The 18810-nt window shown below is 62.0% G+C and carries 11 protein-coding genes; 7 read left to right on the top strand and 4 right to left on the bottom strand.

Going from position 1 to position 18810, the window contains the following annotated elements; translation table 11 throughout:
• The first annotated feature begins 180 nt into the window (after positions 1–180).
• From JAO77_RS15820 to JAO77_RS15810, 3 genes are all read left to right on the top strand, one after another.
• Positions 181–1263: a glycoside hydrolase family protein gene (locus JAO77_RS15820; protein WP_198991340.1), complete on the top strand. Its 1083-nt coding sequence runs from the start codon at positions 181–183 to the stop codon at positions 1261–1263.
• A gap of 157 nt (positions 1264–1420) precedes the next feature.
• Positions 1421–4636, top strand: coding sequence for a SusC/RagA family TonB-linked outer membrane protein (locus JAO77_RS15815; RefSeq protein WP_198991339.1), 3216 nt, complete (start codon positions 1421–1423; stop codon positions 4634–4636).
• Between the two features lie 8 nt (positions 4637–4644).
• The gene (locus tag JAO77_RS15810; RefSeq protein WP_198991338.1) at positions 4645–6150 is read left to right on the top strand and encodes a RagB/SusD family nutrient uptake outer membrane protein; all 1506 of its coding nucleotides are present in this window, start codon (positions 4645–4647) and stop codon (positions 6148–6150) included.
• Positions 6151–6326: 176 nt separating this feature from the next.
• Here the strand turns inward: JAO77_RS15810 and JAO77_RS15805 are convergent, their stop codons facing one another.
• Both JAO77_RS15805 and JAO77_RS15800 read right to left on the bottom strand, forming a co-directional pair.
• Complete coding sequence (locus tag JAO77_RS15805; RefSeq protein ID WP_198991337.1) at positions 6327–7118, bottom strand: SDR family oxidoreductase; 792 nt, start codon at positions 7116–7118, stop codon at positions 6327–6329.
• Between the two features lie 166 nt (positions 7119–7284).
• Positions 7285–8166 carry a helix-turn-helix domain-containing protein gene (locus JAO77_RS15800; RefSeq protein ID WP_235998458.1) on the bottom strand — a complete coding sequence of 294 codons (882 nt, stop codon included), beginning with the start codon at positions 8164–8166 and terminating at the stop codon, positions 7285–7287.
• Positions 8167–8532: 366 nt separating this feature from the next.
• Between JAO77_RS15800 and JAO77_RS15795 the strand changes: the two genes are divergently transcribed.
• Positions 8533–9996 carry a hypothetical protein gene (locus tag JAO77_RS15795; protein ID WP_198991336.1) on the top strand — a complete coding sequence of 488 codons (1464 nt, stop codon included), beginning with the start codon at positions 8533–8535 and terminating at the stop codon, positions 9994–9996.
• Positions 9997–10143: 147 nt separating this feature from the next.
• Here the strand turns inward: JAO77_RS15795 and JAO77_RS15790 are convergent, their stop codons facing one another.
• Positions 10144–10374 (bottom strand): hypothetical protein, encoded by a 231-nt coding sequence (locus JAO77_RS15790; RefSeq protein ID WP_198991335.1) that lies wholly within the window; start codon positions 10372–10374, stop codon positions 10144–10146.
• A gap of 442 nt (positions 10375–10816) precedes the next feature.
• Between JAO77_RS15790 and JAO77_RS15785 the strand changes: the two genes are divergently transcribed.
• Positions 10817–13228, top strand: coding sequence for a TonB-dependent receptor (locus JAO77_RS15785; RefSeq protein WP_198991334.1), 2412 nt, complete (start codon positions 10817–10819; stop codon positions 13226–13228).
• Positions 13229–13433: 205 nt separating this feature from the next.
• Here the strand turns inward: JAO77_RS15785 and JAO77_RS15780 are convergent, their stop codons facing one another.
• The gene (locus JAO77_RS15780) at positions 13434–14006 is read right to left on the bottom strand and encodes an RNA polymerase sigma factor (protein WP_198991333.1); all 573 of its coding nucleotides are present in this window, start codon (positions 14004–14006) and stop codon (positions 13434–13436) included.
• A gap of 208 nt (positions 14007–14214) precedes the next feature.
• Here JAO77_RS15780 and JAO77_RS15775 point away from each other — a divergent pair, with 208 nt between their 5' ends.
• Both JAO77_RS15775 and JAO77_RS15770 read left to right on the top strand, forming a co-directional pair.
• Positions 14215–15354 (top strand): FecR family protein, encoded by a 1140-nt coding sequence (locus tag JAO77_RS15775; protein ID WP_198991332.1) that lies wholly within the window; start codon positions 14215–14217, stop codon positions 15352–15354.
• A 126-nt stretch (positions 15355–15480) separates the two neighbouring features.
• Positions 15481–18810, top strand: coding sequence for a TonB-dependent receptor (locus JAO77_RS15770; protein ID WP_198991331.1), 3330 nt, complete (start codon positions 15481–15483; stop codon positions 18808–18810).

The raw sequence follows: 18810 nt of genomic DNA, 5'->3' as shown, positions 1-18810 counted from the left end.
GAGGCGCTACTTGATGATGCAAAGGTAGACACCCCTCAATCGGGGTACTTTGTTTAAAAGGCCGAAATTGCTTTGCTCAGCGGGCCACCTATGCTAGTGGCTTCGCGCCGCCTACCCGCACAGTGCAGGAGAGTGGCGGGCAGGCGCCGGGCCAACTTGAGGGTGCTTTCAACCTGTCCCATGCCCACCCGCCGCACCTTCCTCACTACCTTGGCCCTGGCTCCGCTGGCCCGCGCCTGGGCCGGTTTTGCTGCCGCCCCGCCGAGCGCCTACCCGCGCCGCGATTTTGCCAAAATCAGCCGGCACCTGCGGCCGGTGGGGCGGGCGCTGGAACTGCCCGGCTATTACGTGTGGTGCAGCTCGCCCATCTATGGGCCCGATGGCCGGGTGCACGTCTTTTTCTCGCGCTGGGATGCCAAGAAGAGCATGGGCGGCTGGCTCAATGGCTCCGAAATAGTGCGCGCCGTGGCCGACCGCCCCGAGGGTCCTTTCGCCGTGCAGGAGACCGTACTGGCACCTAGGGGTCCCGGCTACTGGGATGCCACCACCTGCCACAACCCCAGTATTCAGTTCGTGGATGGGCAGTACTGCCTGTTCTTTATGGGTAATTCCAACGGCAAAACCGATACCAAGCGCATCGGCCTGGCTACCGCGCCCACCCTCGAAGGCCCCTGGACGCGCCCCGACCAGCCCCTGCTGCTACCCGGCCCCGCCGGCGCCTGGGACGACCACTGCACCACCAACCCCGCCTTCCTCAAGCACCCCAACGGCCAGTACTGGCTCTACTACAAGTCGTGGAACACAGCCGAATACGAGGCTGCTAAGGGCCAGCCCATCAGAGGAAACCGCAAGTATGGTTTGGCCGTGGCTGAGCACCTAGGCGGCCCCTACGTGAAGTACGCCGGTAACCCAGTTATCGACTTCTCGGGCCAGGGCCAAAACAAGCAGTTTGAAGATGCCTTTGTGTGGCGGCAGCACGACAAGTTCAATCTGCTGGCCCGCGACATGGGCGTGTACAGCCAAGACGTGGGCCTCTACCTAGAATCGGAAGACGGCCGGGCCTGGAGCTTTCCCAAAATCGCCTTTTTGCCCCTGGCCGACTACGGCGTGCAACAGCCGCCGGCGCCGAGCAACCTCAAGCGCTACGGCCGCTTGGAGCGTCCCCAACTGCTGCTGCGCCATGGCCAACCGAAATACTTGTTCTGCGCCTCGCAGGGTGGGGCAGCGGGCACAGCTTCGGCGTTTGTGCTGCGCATTAGCTAGCGCAATTTCCTAGGTAGTTGGCAGGGTTTAAAAATAGCGATAGCCAGTACTCTACAGGAGAGTGTCTGAAAAACAAGCCGGTAATATTGGTCACCAAACAGTGAGTTTTTCATCACTCGCTTCCTCCTTCTGTCTTTATAAACCCCACCCTTTACTCATGATGAAACAATACGCTTGGCCCCGCCGCCGGCTACTGGTGTGCTGCCTGCCGGTGCTGCTTACGGGCGTGGCTCCGGTGGCTGCCCTGGCCCACGCCTCTCACCCCCGCGCTGTGGCCGACTGGCAGCTGACCGGCCGCGTGACGGATGCTAAGGGCGGCGGCCTGCCCGGTGTGACGGTGGTGCTGAAGGGCACCACTCGCGGCACTACTTCGGGCCCCGATGGCAGCTTCTCGCTGAACGCCCCCGATAAGGCGGGTACGCTCATTTTTAGCTTCATCGGCTACACCACCCAAGAGCACAACTTCACGGGTCCGGGCGCTATCAACGTGAAGCTGAGCGAGGATACCAAGAGCCTCGACGACGTGGTGGTAGTGGGCTACGGCACCCAGAAGCGCGGCGACATCACGGGCGCCATTGCCACCTTCAATGCCGAAAAGCTCGAAGAGCGCCCCATCACGCGCGTCGACCAGGCGCTGGTGGGCCAGCTGGCGGGCGTGCAGGTGCAGCAGACCTCGGGCATTCCAGGCCGCGCCTTTTCGGTGCGGGTGCGAGGCGCCGGCTCTATCACGGCGGGCAGCGAGCCGCTGTACGTCATCGACGGCTTTCCGCTCGACCAGGCCGCGCCCAACGGCGGCGGGCGCTACAGCACCGGCAACCCGCTCGACAACATCAACCCCAATGATATCGAGAACATTGAGGTACTGAAAGATGCCGCCGCGGCCGCCATCTACGGCTCGCGGGCCGCCAACGGCGTGGTGCTCATCACCACCAAGCGCGGCAAAAACGGCAAGGCTCAAATCAGCGTCAATGCCTTTGCGGGTATTTCGCGGGCCGCCAAAAAGCTGGACTTGCTGAGCGGCGACGAGTGGGCTTCGCGCGCCACCGAAATTATCAATAACAACTGGGTGAAGTCGGGCGCGGGCCGCACGGCCAGCCAAACCACTGCGCAGCGCCGCCAGATTCTGGGCCTCACCGGCAACAACGTGAACCCTGACCTGATGCTGGACGACCGCTGGGCCCTGCCTGGGCACCCCGGCCTGCAGTACATCGACTGGCAAGACCAGCTCTACCGCACCGGCGGCACCCAAAACTACCAGGTGAGCGCCGCCGGCTCGACGCCCAACGTCAACTACTACGTGTCGGGCAACTACAACCGGCAGCAGGGCTTCGCCATCGGCACCGACTACAAGCGCTACTCGGCCCGCGCCAACGTGGAAGTAAAAGCCAACGACAAGTTCAAGTTTGGCCTGAACCTGACGCCGACGTATTCCATCTCTATGGACCCCGGCATCGAGGGCAAGGACAACCGCTTTCACCAGCTGCTGGCCGAAACGCCCGTGGTGGAAGACACGGCCGGCGTGAACACCGCCTACGGCAAAAACGAAGCCTACCGCTGGGGCGTGAGCACGGCCAGCCCCATTGCCGTCATCAAGGCGTACCAGGGCGAAAGCCGCAATTTTCGGACCCTAGGTACCGCCTACGCCGAGTACCAGCCCCTCAACGGCCTGCGCATCCGCTCGACACTAAACCTCGACAACAGCGACGTGACCTCAAAGTCATTTTCGCCGCCCACGCGAACCCTCACTACGTCGCTGGCTTCGGGCTCGTATAGCGCCTACCACCGCCGCACCTTTACTAACGAGAACACCGCTACCTATAGCAAGGTGGTGGGCAAGAGCGACTTTACGGTGCTGCTAGGTCAGTCGTATAACTTTTCGAAGCTTGAAAACGACGCCAGCCTGTCTTCGTCGGGCGGTTATATCAACAACTCCGTCACGACCCTAAACGGGGCCGCCACCATCGTCGTATCGTCGGCCAATACGGAGACGCAGAACGTGCTGCTCTCGTACTTCGGCCGCGTGCAGTACGGCTTCGATGGTAAGTACCTGCTGTCGGCCAGCATCCGTCGCGATGGCTCGTCGCGCTTCGGCGCCGATAGTCGCTCGGGCATCTTCCCGGCCGTGTCGGCGGGCTGGCGCATCTCGCAAGAGAAGTTTATGGAGCCCATCAATAACACCCTCAGCGACTTGAAGCTGCGGGCCAGCCTGGGCTACTCGGGCAACAACAACATCGGCGACTACAGCAGCATTGCCACGCTGGGCTTCTACAACTACACCTTCGGCGGCAACGCCGGCGTGCAAGCTACCGGCCAGGCCCCCAACCGCGCCGCCAACGAGCAGCTGAAGTGGGAGCGCAACCGCACCGTAGACTTCGGCCTGGACTTTGGCTTGTTCCAGAACCGCATCACGGCCTCGGCCGACTACTACACCAAAACCAGCCAAGACCTGCTGCTGAACGTGCCGGTGCCCTCGGGCTCGGGCTACACCAACTACCTCACCAACATCGGCGAGGTGCAGAACAAGGGCTGGGAACTGGAAGTATCGTCGCGCAACCTGCAAGGTGAGTTCTCCTGGAACACCTCGCTGAACCTGAGCCACAACCAGAACAAAGTAGTGCACCTAGGGCCCGGCGATGCCACCATCGAGGTGCCCAACGGCCTCGACACGCCCAGCAATATCTTGCAAGTGGGCCTGCCCGTGTACAGCTTCTTCGTAGTGAAGCAAACTGGCATTCTGACCCAAGCTGATGTCGACGGTGGGGTAGCCCGCTTCGGCGCCCAAACCGCCGGCGACCCCCGCTACGAAGACTACAACGGCGACGGCGTCATCGACAGCAAAGACCGCCAGGTGGTGGGCCAGCCCAACCCCAAGTACACCTGGGGTATTACCAACACGCTGCGCTACAAAGGCTTCGACCTGAGCTTCTTGGTGCAGGGCCAGAACGGCGGCAAAATCTACTCGACCCTGGGCCGCGCCATCGACCGCACCAGTGTGGGCTACAAGGAGAACGCCCTAGGGCGCGTGCGCGACCGCTGGTTTTCGCCCGAAAACCCCGGCGATGGCGTGAAGGGCAAGGCCACTGGCAGCTTCGGCTTCATCCGCAACACCGACTGGCTGTACTCGTCCGATTACTTCCGAGTGCGCACCATTACGCTGGGCTACGACCTAGGGCGCGTCATTAATAAGCGCATCGCGCAGGGCGCCCGTCTCTACGTGACGGCCGAAAACTTCTTCGGCCACGACAACTATTACGGCGGCCTGAACCCCGACGCCGTGAACACCAGCAACACCGGCAACTTCGTGTCGGGCTCCGACTACGGCGGGCTGCCGCTGGCTAAGTCACTGGTGCTGGGCCTCAACCTCTCTTTCTAAGAATTCCCATGAAGCGTTTATTCTTACTTATTACGGCCGCGTGCAGCCTCGCGCTGAGCGGTTGCGAAAAAGACCTCGACCAAGTTCCCATCTCCAACGGGTCGGTAGATACGTTTTACAAAACCGCTACCGACTTCGACCAGGCCATGACGGCCGTGTACAACACCCTGCGCGGCTACCCCGACCGGGAAGTGATTTTGTCGGAGGCGCGCTCGGATAACATGTACGCCATCAGTGCTATTGGCTCGCGCGACTGGGACCCCATCAACAACTTCTCGGCCTCGTTGCTGGTCATCAACCCCTACGTGGCCGACGCCTGGACTTCGGACTACCTGACCATCTTCCGGGCTAACACGCTGCTCGACCAGCTGGCCACCAACGGCGCCGTCACTGGCTCGCTGCGCACTCGCTACGAGGGTGAGGCGAAGTTCCTGCGCGCCTTCATGTACCTCGACCTAGTGCGCAAGTTTGGCAAAGTGCCGGTACTAGATAAGGCCCTCAGTCCGCAGGAGGTGGCCGCTACGCCGCGCAGCGAGGTAACGAAGGTGTACGAGCTCATTCTCTCCGACCTGCAAACGGCCGTTGTCAACCTGCCCACCACCTACACCGCGGTCAACCTAGGGCGGCCCACCAAGTACGCTGCCGAAGGCCTGCTGGCGCTCACTTACCTCACGCGCTCGGGCCCCACCTACGGCATCAACGGCCCCGGCCTGGACAGCAAGGAGTACGACAAAGCCCTGCCACTGCTCAATGACATCATTAACAGTGGGCGCTTCTCGGTGCTGCCCAGCTACGCCAACGTATTTGCGTACAACAACGAGAATAACGCCGAGGTACTGTGGGATATTCAGTACATTTCAAATGCGTCGCTCGGCCTAGGCGGGTCGTTTCCCAACGTCGTGATTCCAGACTCCTACTACACGTTTAGCGGCCTGCCGTTCGGGGCCGGCTCGGTCGAGATTAAACCTTGCTCTAATGACTTGGTAAATACCTCCTACGCCACTACCGATACCCGCAAGACATTCAACATTCTAACGACGGGCTATACCCAGGCGGGTATCACCGAAACCCGGCCGTTTTATAAGAAGTATTTCAGTGCCACCGGCCGCGGCACGGGCCGGGGCGACTGGCCCATCAACTTCATCGTGATGCGCTACGCCGACATTCTGATGATGAAGGCCGAGTGCCAGGTGCGCGGCGTAGGCGGCTCGGCCGCTGATGCGGCCACCCTGCTTGCGCCCATCCGCACGCGCGCCGCCCAGCCCGCCCTCACCGGCCTCACGCTGGCCACCCTCATGGAGGAACGCCGCCGCGAGTTTGCCGGCGAAAACCTGCGCTGGAACGACCTCGTGCGCTCGGGCCTGGCCCTGGACGTGATGAACGCCTGGGTGCTCAAAGACGACGTGAGCGCGAAGATTACCCGCCCCATTACGGCCAACCTGCTGCTCTACCCCGTGCCTCAAAACGAGCTGAGCGCTGCCCCCGGTCTCTACGACCAGAATGCTGGCTATTAAGGAGCATTAACTGGTTGCCCGGCCGTGAGCCCCCACTGCTGGTCCTCTCCCTGAGAGAGGCCAGGGGTGGGGGCTCACGGCCGGGCACCTAGGTCAGGCACTGGAGGCTGCGGGCGTGGAGGTCGGTGGCCCTGTAGCGCACTACGGATTCGTGCAGAGCACGCGCTTAAGCAGCCTTAAACCACGGGCACGGTGCCGCCATCAACTAAATAGTTGGCGCCGGTCAGGTAAGACGCTGCTGGCGAAACCAGAAAATAAACCAGCGCAGCGACTTCTGCCGGTTCAGCCATCCGCCCCATCGGGATGCCGCCCGCTTGGGCCGCCATTTGCTGAAAGGCTTCGTCGGCCCCTAGGCCAGCAGTGGCCGCATAGCGCTGAACGAGCTGCTGCATCAACGGCGTGTTGGTTGCGCCTGGCGATACGGTCAGTACGCGGATGCCTTTGGGGGCAAGTTCATTCGATAAGGCTTTGCTATAGGCATTCAGCCCCGCTTTGGACACGGCATAAGCCAAATTGTGATACCACACGGGCTTTATTCCGGCCACCGACGAAACGTGAATTATCACGCCGCTTTTTTGCGCTATCATGGTGGGTAGCAGCGCTCGGTCGAGCCGAATGGCCGCCAGCAGGTTAAACTGCAGCTCCTGCTCCCAGTCTTGGTCCGTGAGGCTACTAAACCCCCCACCGGGCGCCGTCACCCCGCCCACGTTATTGACGAGGATGTCAAGGCCGCCGTACGTTTCGGTGATGGCTTGGGCCAACTCGGCTACCTGTTGGGGCTGGGTGATGTCGGCTTTGATAAAAGGAGGCGGCGAATCGGTTTCCTCGGGCTGATGCCGGGCAGTGACGATAACCCGGGCTCCTGCTTGACTTAATCTATCCGCAATGGCTTTGCCAATGCCTTTGGTGCCGCCCGTTATCAACGCCGTTTTTCCGGCGAGGTCTTGGTACTGCTGGTTGCTTTCCATCTGGCTTATCTGGGTTGATAAAATACAGCGGCAAAGCTCCGGGCCGGTGCTACCTGGCTGGTAACTGAAATCAATCGAAAAAGTATACGAAACACGCCAGGCCTCCCTACACCCGCCAGCGGGAGTGCGCCATCGGGGCCATAAGGCCCGTGCGCCAAGCCTAGGGTCAGGGCTTGCGGCGTAGGGACAGTGGCGTGCAGCCGGTGTGCTTCTTAAAGAAGTTTTGGAAATAGGTCGGGTACTCGAAGCCCAGGCAGTAGGCAATGCTGGCTACGCTCCAGTCGGTGTGCTGAAGCAGTGCCCTGGCCTCGTCCAGAATGCGGCCGGCAATGTGGGCGCTCGTGGGCTTACCCGTCACCTGCTTCACGGCTTTGTTGAGGTGATTGACGTGCACGGCCAGCCGGTCGGCAAAATCCTGAGGGGTTTTGAGGGGCAGCTGCTGCGTCGGCTGCTCGATAGGAAACAAGCGCTCCAGCAGCTCCAGAAAGAGCGACGTGAGGCGGGTGGCGGCGTTCCGGGGCTGCACAAACGTATCAGCCGGCTGTAGGTGCAGCGCCTCGTGAATAAGCAACTGCACATACGTGCGAATTAGGTCGCCCTTAAACGGATAGCTTCCTTCCTGCTCGGTCAGCATCCGTTGAAAGATATCCCGCACGTAATCTGCCTGTGGCGCAGCGAGCTTAAATAGTGGGGTGCTGCCAATGCGAAACAGCGGCGACTGTTGCAAGCTTTCCGAGCGGTCGGCGGCCTTTACAAACTCTTCGGTAAACAAGCAAGCGTAGGCGTGCAGCTGGTCGGTGCGCAGCTCCAGCGAATACGGAATATGCGGGTTGGTAAAGAGCAGGTACTGCCCGTCCAGCTCTAGGCTTTGGTGCGCGTAGTGAATCAGACATTTGCTCTCCATCAGTAGCACCTTGTAATAGGCACGCCGGCTAAATAGCTGCGCCGCAAGCCGTGGCGGTGCTGCCTCATGCATATGCAGGTTTCTTTCATACACCTGAAAGCCTGCCGATTGTAAGTCGATGGGAGAGGAGAGGCTAGTGCTCATGCCGTAAAAATAAAAGGCTTGCGGCCATAGGCTTTGCAGTGGCTACAAGTGCTTACGCACCTGGGTTCGAGCCCCGCAGCCGCCTGGCAAGCTCCCCGAGGACAGAGCCAACCCATTGTGGCTGGCCTTGGGGGCTTCGGTTGAGCAGGCCTTGCTTGGAGAAGCAGCCTAGGCGGCCTTCAAATGATTGTTGACATGGAGCCAGCGGCGCGGCGCTCGCTAACCTCTGGCTGAGTTGCTCGTTAGTATGGCTCGGCCGCTGCTGGCCAGCGCCCGGCTACGTTGCGGGCTAGGGTGAAGAAGTTGTCGTTTAGTGTGCAGCGGCTAGCTATAGTGCTAGCTTACCACTATTTATTCGTCTTGGCTATGCGCCTGAAAAATCTGTTTTTCCTGGGCCTAGGTGTGCTGCCTGGCCTGCTGGCACCCGCTACGAGCCGGGCCCAATCGCCAGAGCTGACAATGGAAATTTACGCCAGCAACATGATGGCGCTGACCAACTCGCAGCTCAACAAGGCCATGCTCAATGAAACCATTCGCCGCAGCAAGGCCCGCAGCGGCGAGCGAGGAGCAGCGAGTACGGCCCCGGCGGCTGCGGCTGGGGCCACCGCCGTGGCGGCGCCCTACCTGCGCTACACCACCACCACGGCAATGCGGCGCACGACGGCCGAAGCGTTTGCGCGGCGCCAGCCTGGCACCACCTCCGCCACGGTCACCAAATTCGCGGCTATGTTCGGGCCGGGCGGGCCGGCCGACTATGAGCCGCTGTACGCGAAGCTGCTACCGGGTACGGGCCTGCAAAACAACAACGTGGCCGATGCCTTTGCGGCCTGCCTGGTGGCCACCTACCGTGTAGCCCACGGCGAAGTGCCGGGTGGGGCGCTCTTGCCGGCCGGCCCCACGGCCGCCGTGCGGCAGCAGTTTGCCCCCACCGCCGCCCGCGTGCTGGCGGGCCGCCCGGCCAGCGTAGCGGCGCAGCTAGGAGAGCTGCTAAAGCTGCAAACAGTGCTGGTGAGTGTGGGCGCGCAAGGAACCGACGCAGCCAAGGCAGCGGCTTTTCGGCGCAACGTAGCCACGCGGTTTCAGCAGCTTTTTAAGGTAGATGTGAACGCGCTGACGCTGACCGAGCAAGGACTAGTAAAAAGTGCGGGCCCGGCCGCCACAGTAGCTCCGGCTGCCCCGGCCGGTGCCCGCGCCGCTGCCAGCCCGGCCCCGGCTACCGCGGGCGCAGGCGTAGCAGCCGGGGCGCAGTGGTTTTTCCGCGCACGCTCCGATGCCTACGGCGGCCTCAGCTTCGAGCCAGTGGCGCTGCTGGCCAATGGGCAGTACTGCGACGTGGGGGAGGAGCCCCTGGAAAGCCTCAACCCCGCGGCCGACCGCGCCAGGCGCCCGGACGCCTGGGGTACGTGGCGCAAAAACGGAAACTCCTTCGTCCTCACCGACGCCAAGGGCCGGCCCAATTCGTATGCGCTAGGCACGGGCAGCTGGTTTCCGGCCTACGCGGCGGGGGCTGTGCCGCTGAAACGTACCTATAAAAATGCCAGTGGCGGCAGCGTGGGCGGGGCCACCAGTTTGGTTATCAGTAAGCTCAACTTTGTAGATGCCAGCCACTTTACCGAAGGTGCCAACGGCGGTGTAATGACGGCCAATGCGGCGGGCGGCAGCCGGCGCAGTGCCGGCGGCACCTACCGCTTGCAAGGCCACACCCTCACGCTGACCTACCCCGACGGGCGCACTGTGCGCAAGTCGTTTGCTATCGGAGCAAAAGGCACCCCCGCACGCCCGGCCGATAACTTGATTTTTATCGGCGGCGACGCCTATACCGGCGAGTAGCCGCTCAGCCGCTAGGCTTAGCTGCAAAGCCCACCTAGGTAGCCTTGGGAGGGTGCGCCTAGGTAGCCGGGCCGCCTAGGTGTAGCAGGGTGCTACACTGGTAAATCCGCCTCAACGTCAACGTTTTATTTGAGCCCGGCAGGTGCCTTATTCCCGCGTTAAGTAAATATCGGCTTGGTCCGACTCGCGCAGGTCGGTAGTAGTTTGCCAGCTTTCGCCGGAGTTGGCGTGCTCGGCCCACGCAAGGGCCCGCTGAACTTGGGAGGAATACAGCTCGCGGTGCTGTTCCAGCGCAGTTTTTACTTGCTCAAAAGTCAGGCCCGTTTGTTTGGGCTGCGTGTCCAGGTACCCGACTATCGCTAAGGTGTAAGTAGCCATTGCAGTAGGAAGAAAAATCGAATCGCCGGGCCAACGTCTACGCAACCAAGGCGCAGGCCGGCACAGGCTTTCGCGCTTGACCGAGGCAAGATAACCAAGGAGCGAGGTTGCCCGCTGTTGGCGCATCGGGCAAGATGGGTGCGGCTTTTCAGCGTGGCTTGCGAAGTCTGCGAGCACAATTCCGCACAGGCCTCAAGTACTGCGTAGGCAGGATGAAGTAAAATTTTAGTAGCAGGTAAGTTAGTCATTCCTAGTGCGCCAGCTTATAGCCTAGGGGCGCCTGCCTGCCCCCGTAGTACTATTCTTTTACCCAGTTGCTTGGTTTCGTGTGTAGCCCCAATACCTTTGCCTTGTTTTTAATCATTCTAAATAAGGTATGCGGCACTTTTTCTGCACGTTTTTTCTCTTGGTTTTCTGCTGTTATAATACTTGGGGCCAAGAAATGCAATCGGCTGAAAACCTGCACGCTGGTGCGCTGCAAGGCCAGGTAAAAGATGCCGCCGGGGCTGCATTGCCTGGGGTGAGCGTAGTAGTAGAGGGCACCACCCTAGGTACCACTACCGATGCCGAGGGCCGCTACGAGCTGCCGCTAGCCGCTGGCCAACGCTACACCATCCGGATGACTTACGTGGGCTTCGAGCCCCAGCGCCGCACCGTCACGCTGCCCGCCGCCCACGGCCTGCGCCTGCCCGCCACCCTGCAAAACGCCCACCAGGCCTTGCAGCAAGTGGAGGTGCTAGGCCGCAAGGAAACCACCTACCGCACCAAGGCCACCTTCCTAGGCAGCAAGTCGGAAACCGAGATTAAAGACCTGCCGCAGTCGGTGGCCTACGCCAGCAAGGAGCTCATTGCCGACCAGGGCCTGATGCGGGTGGGCGAGGTAGTCAAGAACTTTAGCGGTGTCACGCAGTTCACGTTCTACGATGACATCGTGATTCGCGGCTTTCGGGTAAATGGGCAGAGCAATACGCAGCTGCTGAATGGCTTGCGCACCAGCACCGGTTTCTGGAAGCAACCGCTGGCCAACTACCTCGAACGCGTAGAAGTACTAAAAGGGCCGTCGTCGGCGCTGTTTGGCAACGCTAGCCCCGGCGGCGTACTCAACCGCGTGACCAAGAAGCCCTTGAACGAAAATCGCAAGTCGCTAAGCGTGTCGCTGGGCAGCTTCCAGAACTTTCGGGCGCTGGCCGATTTTACCGGCCCCCTGAGCAAGGACAGCACGCTGCTCTACCGCCTCAACCTAGGCTACGAAGACGCGCAGTCGTTCCGCGACTTACAGTTTGACCGCAACCTGGTTGTGGCGCCGTCCTTCTCGTTTTTGCCCTCGCCGCGCACCCGGCTCAATGTGGACATTGTGTACAACAACTCGAACAGCCGCCTCGACCGCGGCCAGGCGACCTACAAGAACGACATATACTCCACGCCCACGTCGCAGTCGCTGGCCACCGGCAATGACTATCTCAACGAGCAGACCTACAACGTGACCGGCTCCCTAAGCCACCAGTTTACCAAGGGGCTCACCGGCAACCTCTCCTACATCAAAACCGGCTACGCGGAAGACCTCTACGAGCACCGCAGCGCCAATGCCTACGCTCAAAATGCGGCGGGACAAGATATTAGCACTAAGGTGGCGATGCAGGTATTTGCCCGCAAGCGCCGCCGCTACATCGATAATCTCTCGGCCTTTGTCAACTATGACCTAGAAACCGGCCCGGTGGCGCACCGCCTGGTGCTGGGCTACGACTACGGCAGCGAAACCCTGCCGCCCGGCGCCTCGCAACTCACAGCCGCTGGCTACCGCAACGCCGCCAACACGGCCGCCATTGCTACCTACGTGCCCGCCAACCGCACCCGCTACCTGCTCGACGCCAGCGGCAACCCCGTGCCCAACGTGCCCCACTTTGACCTCGCCGACGTGCTGGGCTCGCAGCGGATGCAGGATGATAGCAAGCTCTTTTTCACGCCCCGTTCCTTCGACCCCACCTACTACAACCTGCACGCTGGCTACGTGCAGGACCAGCTGCGCCTAGGGCGCTTTCAGGCGCTGCTGGGCCTGCGCTACGAGCGCTACACCGACCTGGTGGGCTACAAAACGGCTGCCGAAACTAAGGTGCATCAGCACGCGCTGCTGCCCCGCGCCGGGTTGGTGTTCACCCTCAACGAGCACGTGAACCTGTACGGAACCTACGTGCAGGGCTACAACCCCCAAACGGCGGCCACCATTGCCAACCCCAATGCAGGCGGCCCCTTCAAGCCGCTGACCAGTAATATGCTGGAAGTAGGCGGCAAGTCGAGCTGGCTGCAAGACCGACTCAGCATCACGGCCGCCGCCTACCGCATCCGCCAAACCAACGTGCTCTACAACGCCAACGACCCCAGCCAGCCCGACCTGCTGCGCCAGGTCGGCGCCGAGGAGTCGAAGGGCCTGGAGTTTGACGTCCTAGGTCAGCTTTCGCTGAACTGGAGCGTGACGGCCTCCTACGCCTACAACGAAGCTAGCATCACCGAAAGCCCGGTGGCCGCTGAAGTGGGCGCCCAAAAGCCTAACGCCCCCCGCCACCTCGCCAACCTCTGGACGCGCTACACCCTCGACCGGGGCGCCCTGCGCGGCCTAGGTATCGGCTTCGGCTCGAACCTGGCCACCGTGCGCACGCTCTCGCTCAACACCGCCCAAACCATTCCGAGCTACATCCTGCTCAACGCAGCGCTCTACTACCGCACCGGCCGCGTCACGATGCAGCTAAATGCCAATAACTTGGCCAACCGCACCTACTGGGTAGGCGGCTACGATTACATCCGCCTGTTTCCCGGCGCGCCGCGCAATTTCCTGCTCACGCTGGGCTACGCGCTGTAGGAACCAGGGCTAAGCTATATAAGATGGCGCGGGGCTGCGCCCCGTGCTGATTATCTGCCGACCTCTGGCCGGCACGCTAGCGAACGTTCAGCTACCGTACCCAGACGTGCCGGCCAGAGGACGGCTAATAGGCGACACGGGGTGCAGTCCCGCGCCATCTTATGTATATAGAGGTAGCGAGATTTTGTAGAGTCTGCGCCCAGCCTCACCCTAAATTCTGAATTATCCACAGCACGCCCATACACTTGAGCGTGAGCCGCAAGTGCCGCAGCGCCGTCGTGAGCTGGTTCTCGACCGAGCGGCGTGAGATGTGCAGGCGCTCGGCAATCTCGTCGTTGGAGAAGTGCTGCATGCGGCTCAGCAGAAATATCTCCTGGCAGCGCTGGGGCAGCTGGCCGAGGGCAGTGGCCAGGCGCTGCTCCAGGTCGAGGCCCAGCAACTGGGTTTCGCCGTGGTTGTAGTCGGCTTCGGTGCTCAGGGTATCGAGGGCGTCGGCGTAGCGCAAGGGGCTGGTGCTGAGCGCCCGCTGGTGGCGCGCGGCCTGGTAGCGCACGGCGGCCCCTAGGTAGGCCGGGAAGGCCTGAATTTGCAGGCGGGCGCGCTCGGTCCAGAGCGTCAGAAATATGTCGTGCACGATTTCCTCGCACGCCTCGCGGTCGGGCAGGCGGGCATAGGCCGCCGTGAACAGGCGCCGCCAGTAGCGCTCATAAAGCGTAGCGAAGGCAGAGGTGTCATTGGCCTGAATGGCTTCCCACAAAGCAGCATCCGAGATGGGCATGGCGGGGTATGGCAGAGGTGTGCCGAAAAGCGGCTTGCTTGGGAAGAAGCAAGCAAACTACTTCTCTAAGTATAAAGCTGACAAGTAAAAATTAGACGCTGCAAATTACCGAGTTAAGCCGCTTATGAAAAAATAATTACGTTTTCTTTACCGAAAGTGTGTGTGTTGGAGGCCGAAAACTACTCTCTCTAGGTAGACGCCCTGCCCCATGACCGACGAAGAGTACCTAGACCTGTACGAAAAGCACCAAGCCGGCACGGCCACGCCCGCCGAGCGGGCCCGCTTTGAGGCAACCCTAGGCACTGCCGACCTGCCCGACCTGCCCTGGCAGGAGGCCGAGCATGGCGACGAGGCCGCCACGCAAGCCGCTATTTTTCAGCGCTTGCGGCAGAGCGGTGTGCCAGCACCCGCCCGGCGGCGGCGCACGCCGTGGGCCGCGCTGCTAGCCTTCGTAGTGGTGCTGGTGGCGGGGGGCTACTGGGGCTGGCAGCACCGCGCGGCGCCCACCGTGGCGCGGCGGCCCGCTCGCCCGGCCGCTCCGGTGGCCCTGCGCCCCGGCCGCAACCAAGCCCTACTCACGCTGGCCGATGGCCGCACCGTGCTGCTTGACCAGGCCCACCTAGGGCTGCTGGCCCAGCAAGGTGGCAGCCAGGTGCAAAAAACGGCCGACGGCCAGCTACGCTACGCCACCAGCGCCGCCACCGCCAGCCAACTCCTTTATAATACGGTGGCCACGCCCCGCGGCGGGCAGTACCAGCTTACGCTGCCCGATGGCAGCCAGGTATGGCTGAATGCAGCCTCATCGCTACGCTTTCCGGTAGCTTTCACGGGAGCCGAGCGGCGCGTGGAGTTGACTGGGGAGGCCTACTTCGAAGTGGCCAAAGATGCCCGGCATCCTTTTAAGGTAACCGCCCGTGGAGCCGAAGTCACGGTTCTCGGTACTCATTTCGACGTGCAGGCCTACGACGACGAGCCGGCCCTGGCCGCTACGCTGCTCGAAGGGTCGGTGCGCCTGGGCCAGGGCCCACAGCAGGCGCTGCTGCAGCCGGGCCAGCAGGGTCGATGTTGGCCCCAAGGCCGGGTGCAGGTCCGCGAGGTGGACGTACAGCACGCCGTGGCCTGGAAAAACGGCTACTTCGTGTTCAACGACGAGCCTATTGAGGCCATTATGCGCCAGGTGGCCCGCTGGTACGACGTAGATGTGCAGTACCAGGGCACGTTGACCAACAAGGACTTCAACGGGAAAATATCCCGCTACAAAGACGCCGCCGACGTGCTGCGCGTGCTGGAGCTAACCGGCGCCGTGCACTTCACGACTCAGGGCCGCCGCATCACGGTGCAGCCCTAGGACCTGCCTCTTCCTTTTCCTGCCCACCCATCGTTTGCCCGCGCCCCTACCTAGGGGTTCTGGGCCGCGCCTTGCCCCGGTTCTGGCCAGGCTACACTTTCTGCTTCTTTCACCAAACCATTGACGATGAGAAATTCTACTCCTTTACTCTCCCAATTGGGCCTGGGCGCCGAGCGTCCCCTAGGGCGCTGGTCAAAAGCCACCGCCGTGGGGTTGCTGCTGGGGGCCGGGCAACTGCACACCGCCTCCTATGCGCAGGCGGCCACGCCCTCCCAAAGCATCACGCTCGTGGAGCGCAACGTGCCGCTGAGCCAGGCGCTCAAGAAAATCGAGCAGCTGAGCGGCTACACCTTTCTGTATAATACCCAGATGGTGCAGGCGGCCCGGCCCGTCACGCTCAACTTGCAGCACGCCACCCTTGCGGAGGCGCTTAACCAAGTGTTTGCCGGCCAGGCGCTGACGTACACTATTGAGGACAAGTCGATTATTGTGAAGGCCAAGCCCGTCAGCCGGGCTTCGGTGGCCGCGCCCGTTCAAGTCACGGGCATCGTACGCGACGAGAACGGCGTGCCCATTCCGGGCGTGACGGTGCGCGTGAAGTCGGCTGACGCTCGCACAACGCCCTCTACCGCTACCGACGCCAACGGCCACTACAACCTCATGGTGGCCAGCCCCGACGCGGTGCTCATTTTCTCCTACGTGGGCTACGAGCCCCAGGAAATTGCGCTGAATGGCCAAACCAGCATTGAGGTGCAGCTGCGGCGCGGCGTGAGTAAGCTCGACGACGTGGTGGTAGTGGCCTACGGCACCACTACCCAGCGAGAAAACACCGGCTCAGTAGCTACGCTCGATGCCAAGACCATTGCGCAGCAGCCAGTTAGCAACCCCATTGAAGCCTTGCAGGGCCGCTTGGCGGGCGTGCTCGTGACGCCCACGACGGGCTTTGGCGGCTCGACTGTGAACGTGCAGATTCGGGGCCAGAACTCGCTCCTAGGGGGCAACCAGCCGCTGTACGTGGTCGATGGCGTGCCCTACGCGGCCAACGGGCTGAACAGTTTCGCGGCCTTCGGGGCGTTTGCCCCGCAGGGCAGCTACGACAGCCCGCTCAATAGTATCAACCCCGCCGACATTGCCAGCATCGACGTGCTGAAGGACGCCGACGCCACGGCCATCTACGGCTCGCGCGGGGCCAACGGCGTGGTGCTCATCACCACCAAAAAAGCCAAAACTGGCCAGGGCAAGCTCGATGTAAATGTGTACACCGGCGCCGGTCGGGCCACCCGCTTCATCAACCAGCTCAACACCGAGCAGTACCTAGCCCTACGCCGCGAAGCCTTTGCCAACGACGGCATTACGCCCACGGCCAGCAACGCGCCCGACCTCGTTTCCTTCGACCAAACCCGCTACACCGACTGGCAGAAAACGCTGATTGGCAACACGGCCTCCGTGACCGATGCGCAGGCTAGCTACACGGCCGGCACCGCGCTCACGCGCATTGCCCTCACGGGCGGCTTCCGGCGCCAGGGTAGCATCTACCTGGGCGATTACTTCAGCAACCGCTACAATGGGCGGCTGGCCATCAACCAGGCTTCGGCCAACGGGCGCCTGCACCTCGATGCCTCGATGGGCTACGTGCACACCGACAATAAGCAGGCGGCGCAGGACTATACCACCCTCATCACGCTGCCGCCCAACTACAACCCCTACAACGCCGACGGCACGTTCAACTTCAGCACGAGCCTAACCAACCCCTACGCCCTGGCCCTGCGCGGCATCACCAACACCAGCCGCAACCTGCTCGGCGATGTGGCCCTGAGCTACACCATCTTGCCGGGCCTGGCGGCCAAAGTGAGCGCCGGCCTCAACCGGCTGACGATGGAGCAGTTCAGCCCCACGCCCGCCGCGGCCGTTAGCACGTTGTTCGGCCCCGCGAAGGCCTCGGCCGAGTTTGCCAACGCCGCCACCACCACCTACCTCGCTGAACCGCAGCTGACCTACAACCACAGAGTGGGGCCGGGCGAGCTGCAAGCCCTGGCGGGCGGCACGTTTCAGCAAACGGCCACCGACCAGCTTTACGTAGCGGCCACCGACTACATCTCCGATGCGGTGCTAGAAAACCTGACCGCTGCCAGCACCAAAACCTACTACACCGACAACGCCTTTACCTACCGCTACCAGTCGGTATTTGGACGCCTGAACTACAATATCAAGGGCAAGTACATCGTCAACGGCACCTTCCGCCGCGATGGCTCGTCGAAGTTTGGGCCCAACAACCGCTGGGGCAACTTCGGAGCGGGCGGTGTGGCCTGGCTGTTTTCGGAGGAAGGCTTTATCAAGAACACCCTGCCGGCCCTGAGCTACGGCAAGCTGCGCGCCAGCTACGGCATTACCGGCAACGACCTAGGTACCAGCGGTTACTACGACTACCTGGCTACCTTCCAGTCCACGGGCCGCTCGGCCTACGGCTCGCTGCTGGGCCTAACGCCCACCCGGCTGGGCAACACTAACTTCCGCTGGGAAAACGTGAAGAAGCTGGACCTAGCCATCGAGCTGGGCTTTTTGAAGGACCGCATTCTATTCACGGCCGACTACTACCGCAGCATCTCCGACAACCAACTGGTGGGCTTCGCTATTCCGAGCCAAACCGGCTTTTCGAGCATCACCGCCAACTTCCCGGCCGTGGTGTTGAACCGGGGCTTCGAGTTTAGCCTGAACACGACCAACGTGCAAACCGGCAAGTTTACCTGGACCTCGGCCGCCACCCTCACCGTGCCTCGCAATGAGCTGCTGGAGTTTCCGGGCCTGGCCGCCTCCTTCTACAACAATCAGTTTTTGCTGGGCGAGCCCACGACCATCACCCGCGCCTACGCCTACACCGGCATCAACCCGGCCACCGGCCAGGCCGCCGGCGCTTACGTGAGCCCCACCGGCCTGTACACGTCCAACCCCGCTCTTAATAACCAGGTGCGCGCCAACGGCTACCCCAAGTACTTCGGGGGCTTGCAGAATAGTCTCAGCTACAAAGGCTTTAGCTTGGATTTCTTTCTGCAATTCACCAAGCAGACGGCCCGGAGCTACGTGCCCCAGGGGCCTCCTGGCCAGGGCCTGAGCAACTGGACCACTGACGCCCTGCGCCGCTGGCAGAAGCCCGGCGACGTGACCGATATTCCGAAGGCCACTTCGTCGTTTGGCACCGCCTACAGTACGTATTTCAACTACACTAACTCGCCCACGGTGTTTAGCGACGCCTCGTTCCTGCGTCTCAAAACGCTGTCGTTGAGCTACTCGCTGCCCAGCGCTATTGTGCAGGGCTGGCACTTGCAGGGGCTGCGCTTCTACGTGCAGGGCCAAAACCTGTTCACTATCACAGGCTACAACGGCTTCGACCCCGAGGTGCCGCTCTTCGCGCTGCCGCCCCAGCGCGTGCTCACGGGTGGGGTGCAGGTGTCCATCTAA

The organism is Hymenobacter sp. BT559 (assembly GCF_016427535.1).
Lineage (GTDB): Bacteria > Bacteroidota > Bacteroidia > Cytophagales > Hymenobacteraceae > Hymenobacter.
This window is presented reverse-complemented; position numbering and strand designations above follow the sequence as displayed.

Bases quoted from the DNA above. Each gene is read 5' to 3' on its own strand.
- JAO77_RS15820 (WP_198991340.1), top strand. From the start codon at position 181: ATGCCCACCCGCCGCACCTTCCTCACTACCTTGGCCCTGGCTCCGCTG.
- JAO77_RS15815 (WP_198991339.1), top strand. From the start codon at position 1,421: ATGATGAAACAATACGCTTGGCCCCGCCGCCGGCTACTGGTGTGCTGC.
- JAO77_RS15810 (WP_198991338.1), top strand. From the start codon at position 4,645: ATGAAGCGTTTATTCTTACTTATTACGGCCGCGTGCAGCCTCGCGCTG.
- JAO77_RS15805 (WP_198991337.1), bottom strand. From the start codon at position 7,118: ATGGAAAGCAACCAGCAGTACCAAGACCTCGCCGGAAAAACGGCGTTG.
- JAO77_RS15800 (WP_235998458.1), bottom strand. From the start codon at position 8,166: ATGAGCACTAGCCTCTCCTCTCCCATCGACTTACAATCGGCAGGCTTT.
- JAO77_RS15795 (WP_198991336.1), top strand. From the start codon at position 8,533: ATGCGCCTGAAAAATCTGTTTTTCCTGGGCCTAGGTGTGCTGCCTGGC.
- JAO77_RS15790 (WP_198991335.1), bottom strand. From the start codon at position 10,374: ATGGCTACTTACACCTTAGCGATAGTCGGGTACCTGGACACGCAGCCC.
- JAO77_RS15785 (WP_198991334.1), top strand. From the start codon at position 10,817: ATGCAATCGGCTGAAAACCTGCACGCTGGTGCGCTGCAAGGCCAGGTA.
- JAO77_RS15780 (WP_198991333.1), bottom strand. From the start codon at position 14,006: ATGCCCATCTCGGATGCTGCTTTGTGGGAAGCCATTCAGGCCAATGAC.
- JAO77_RS15775 (WP_198991332.1), top strand. From the start codon at position 14,215: ATGACCGACGAAGAGTACCTAGACCTGTACGAAAAGCACCAAGCCGGC.
- JAO77_RS15770 (WP_198991331.1), top strand. From the start codon at position 15,481: ATGAGAAATTCTACTCCTTTACTCTCCCAATTGGGCCTGGGCGCCGAG.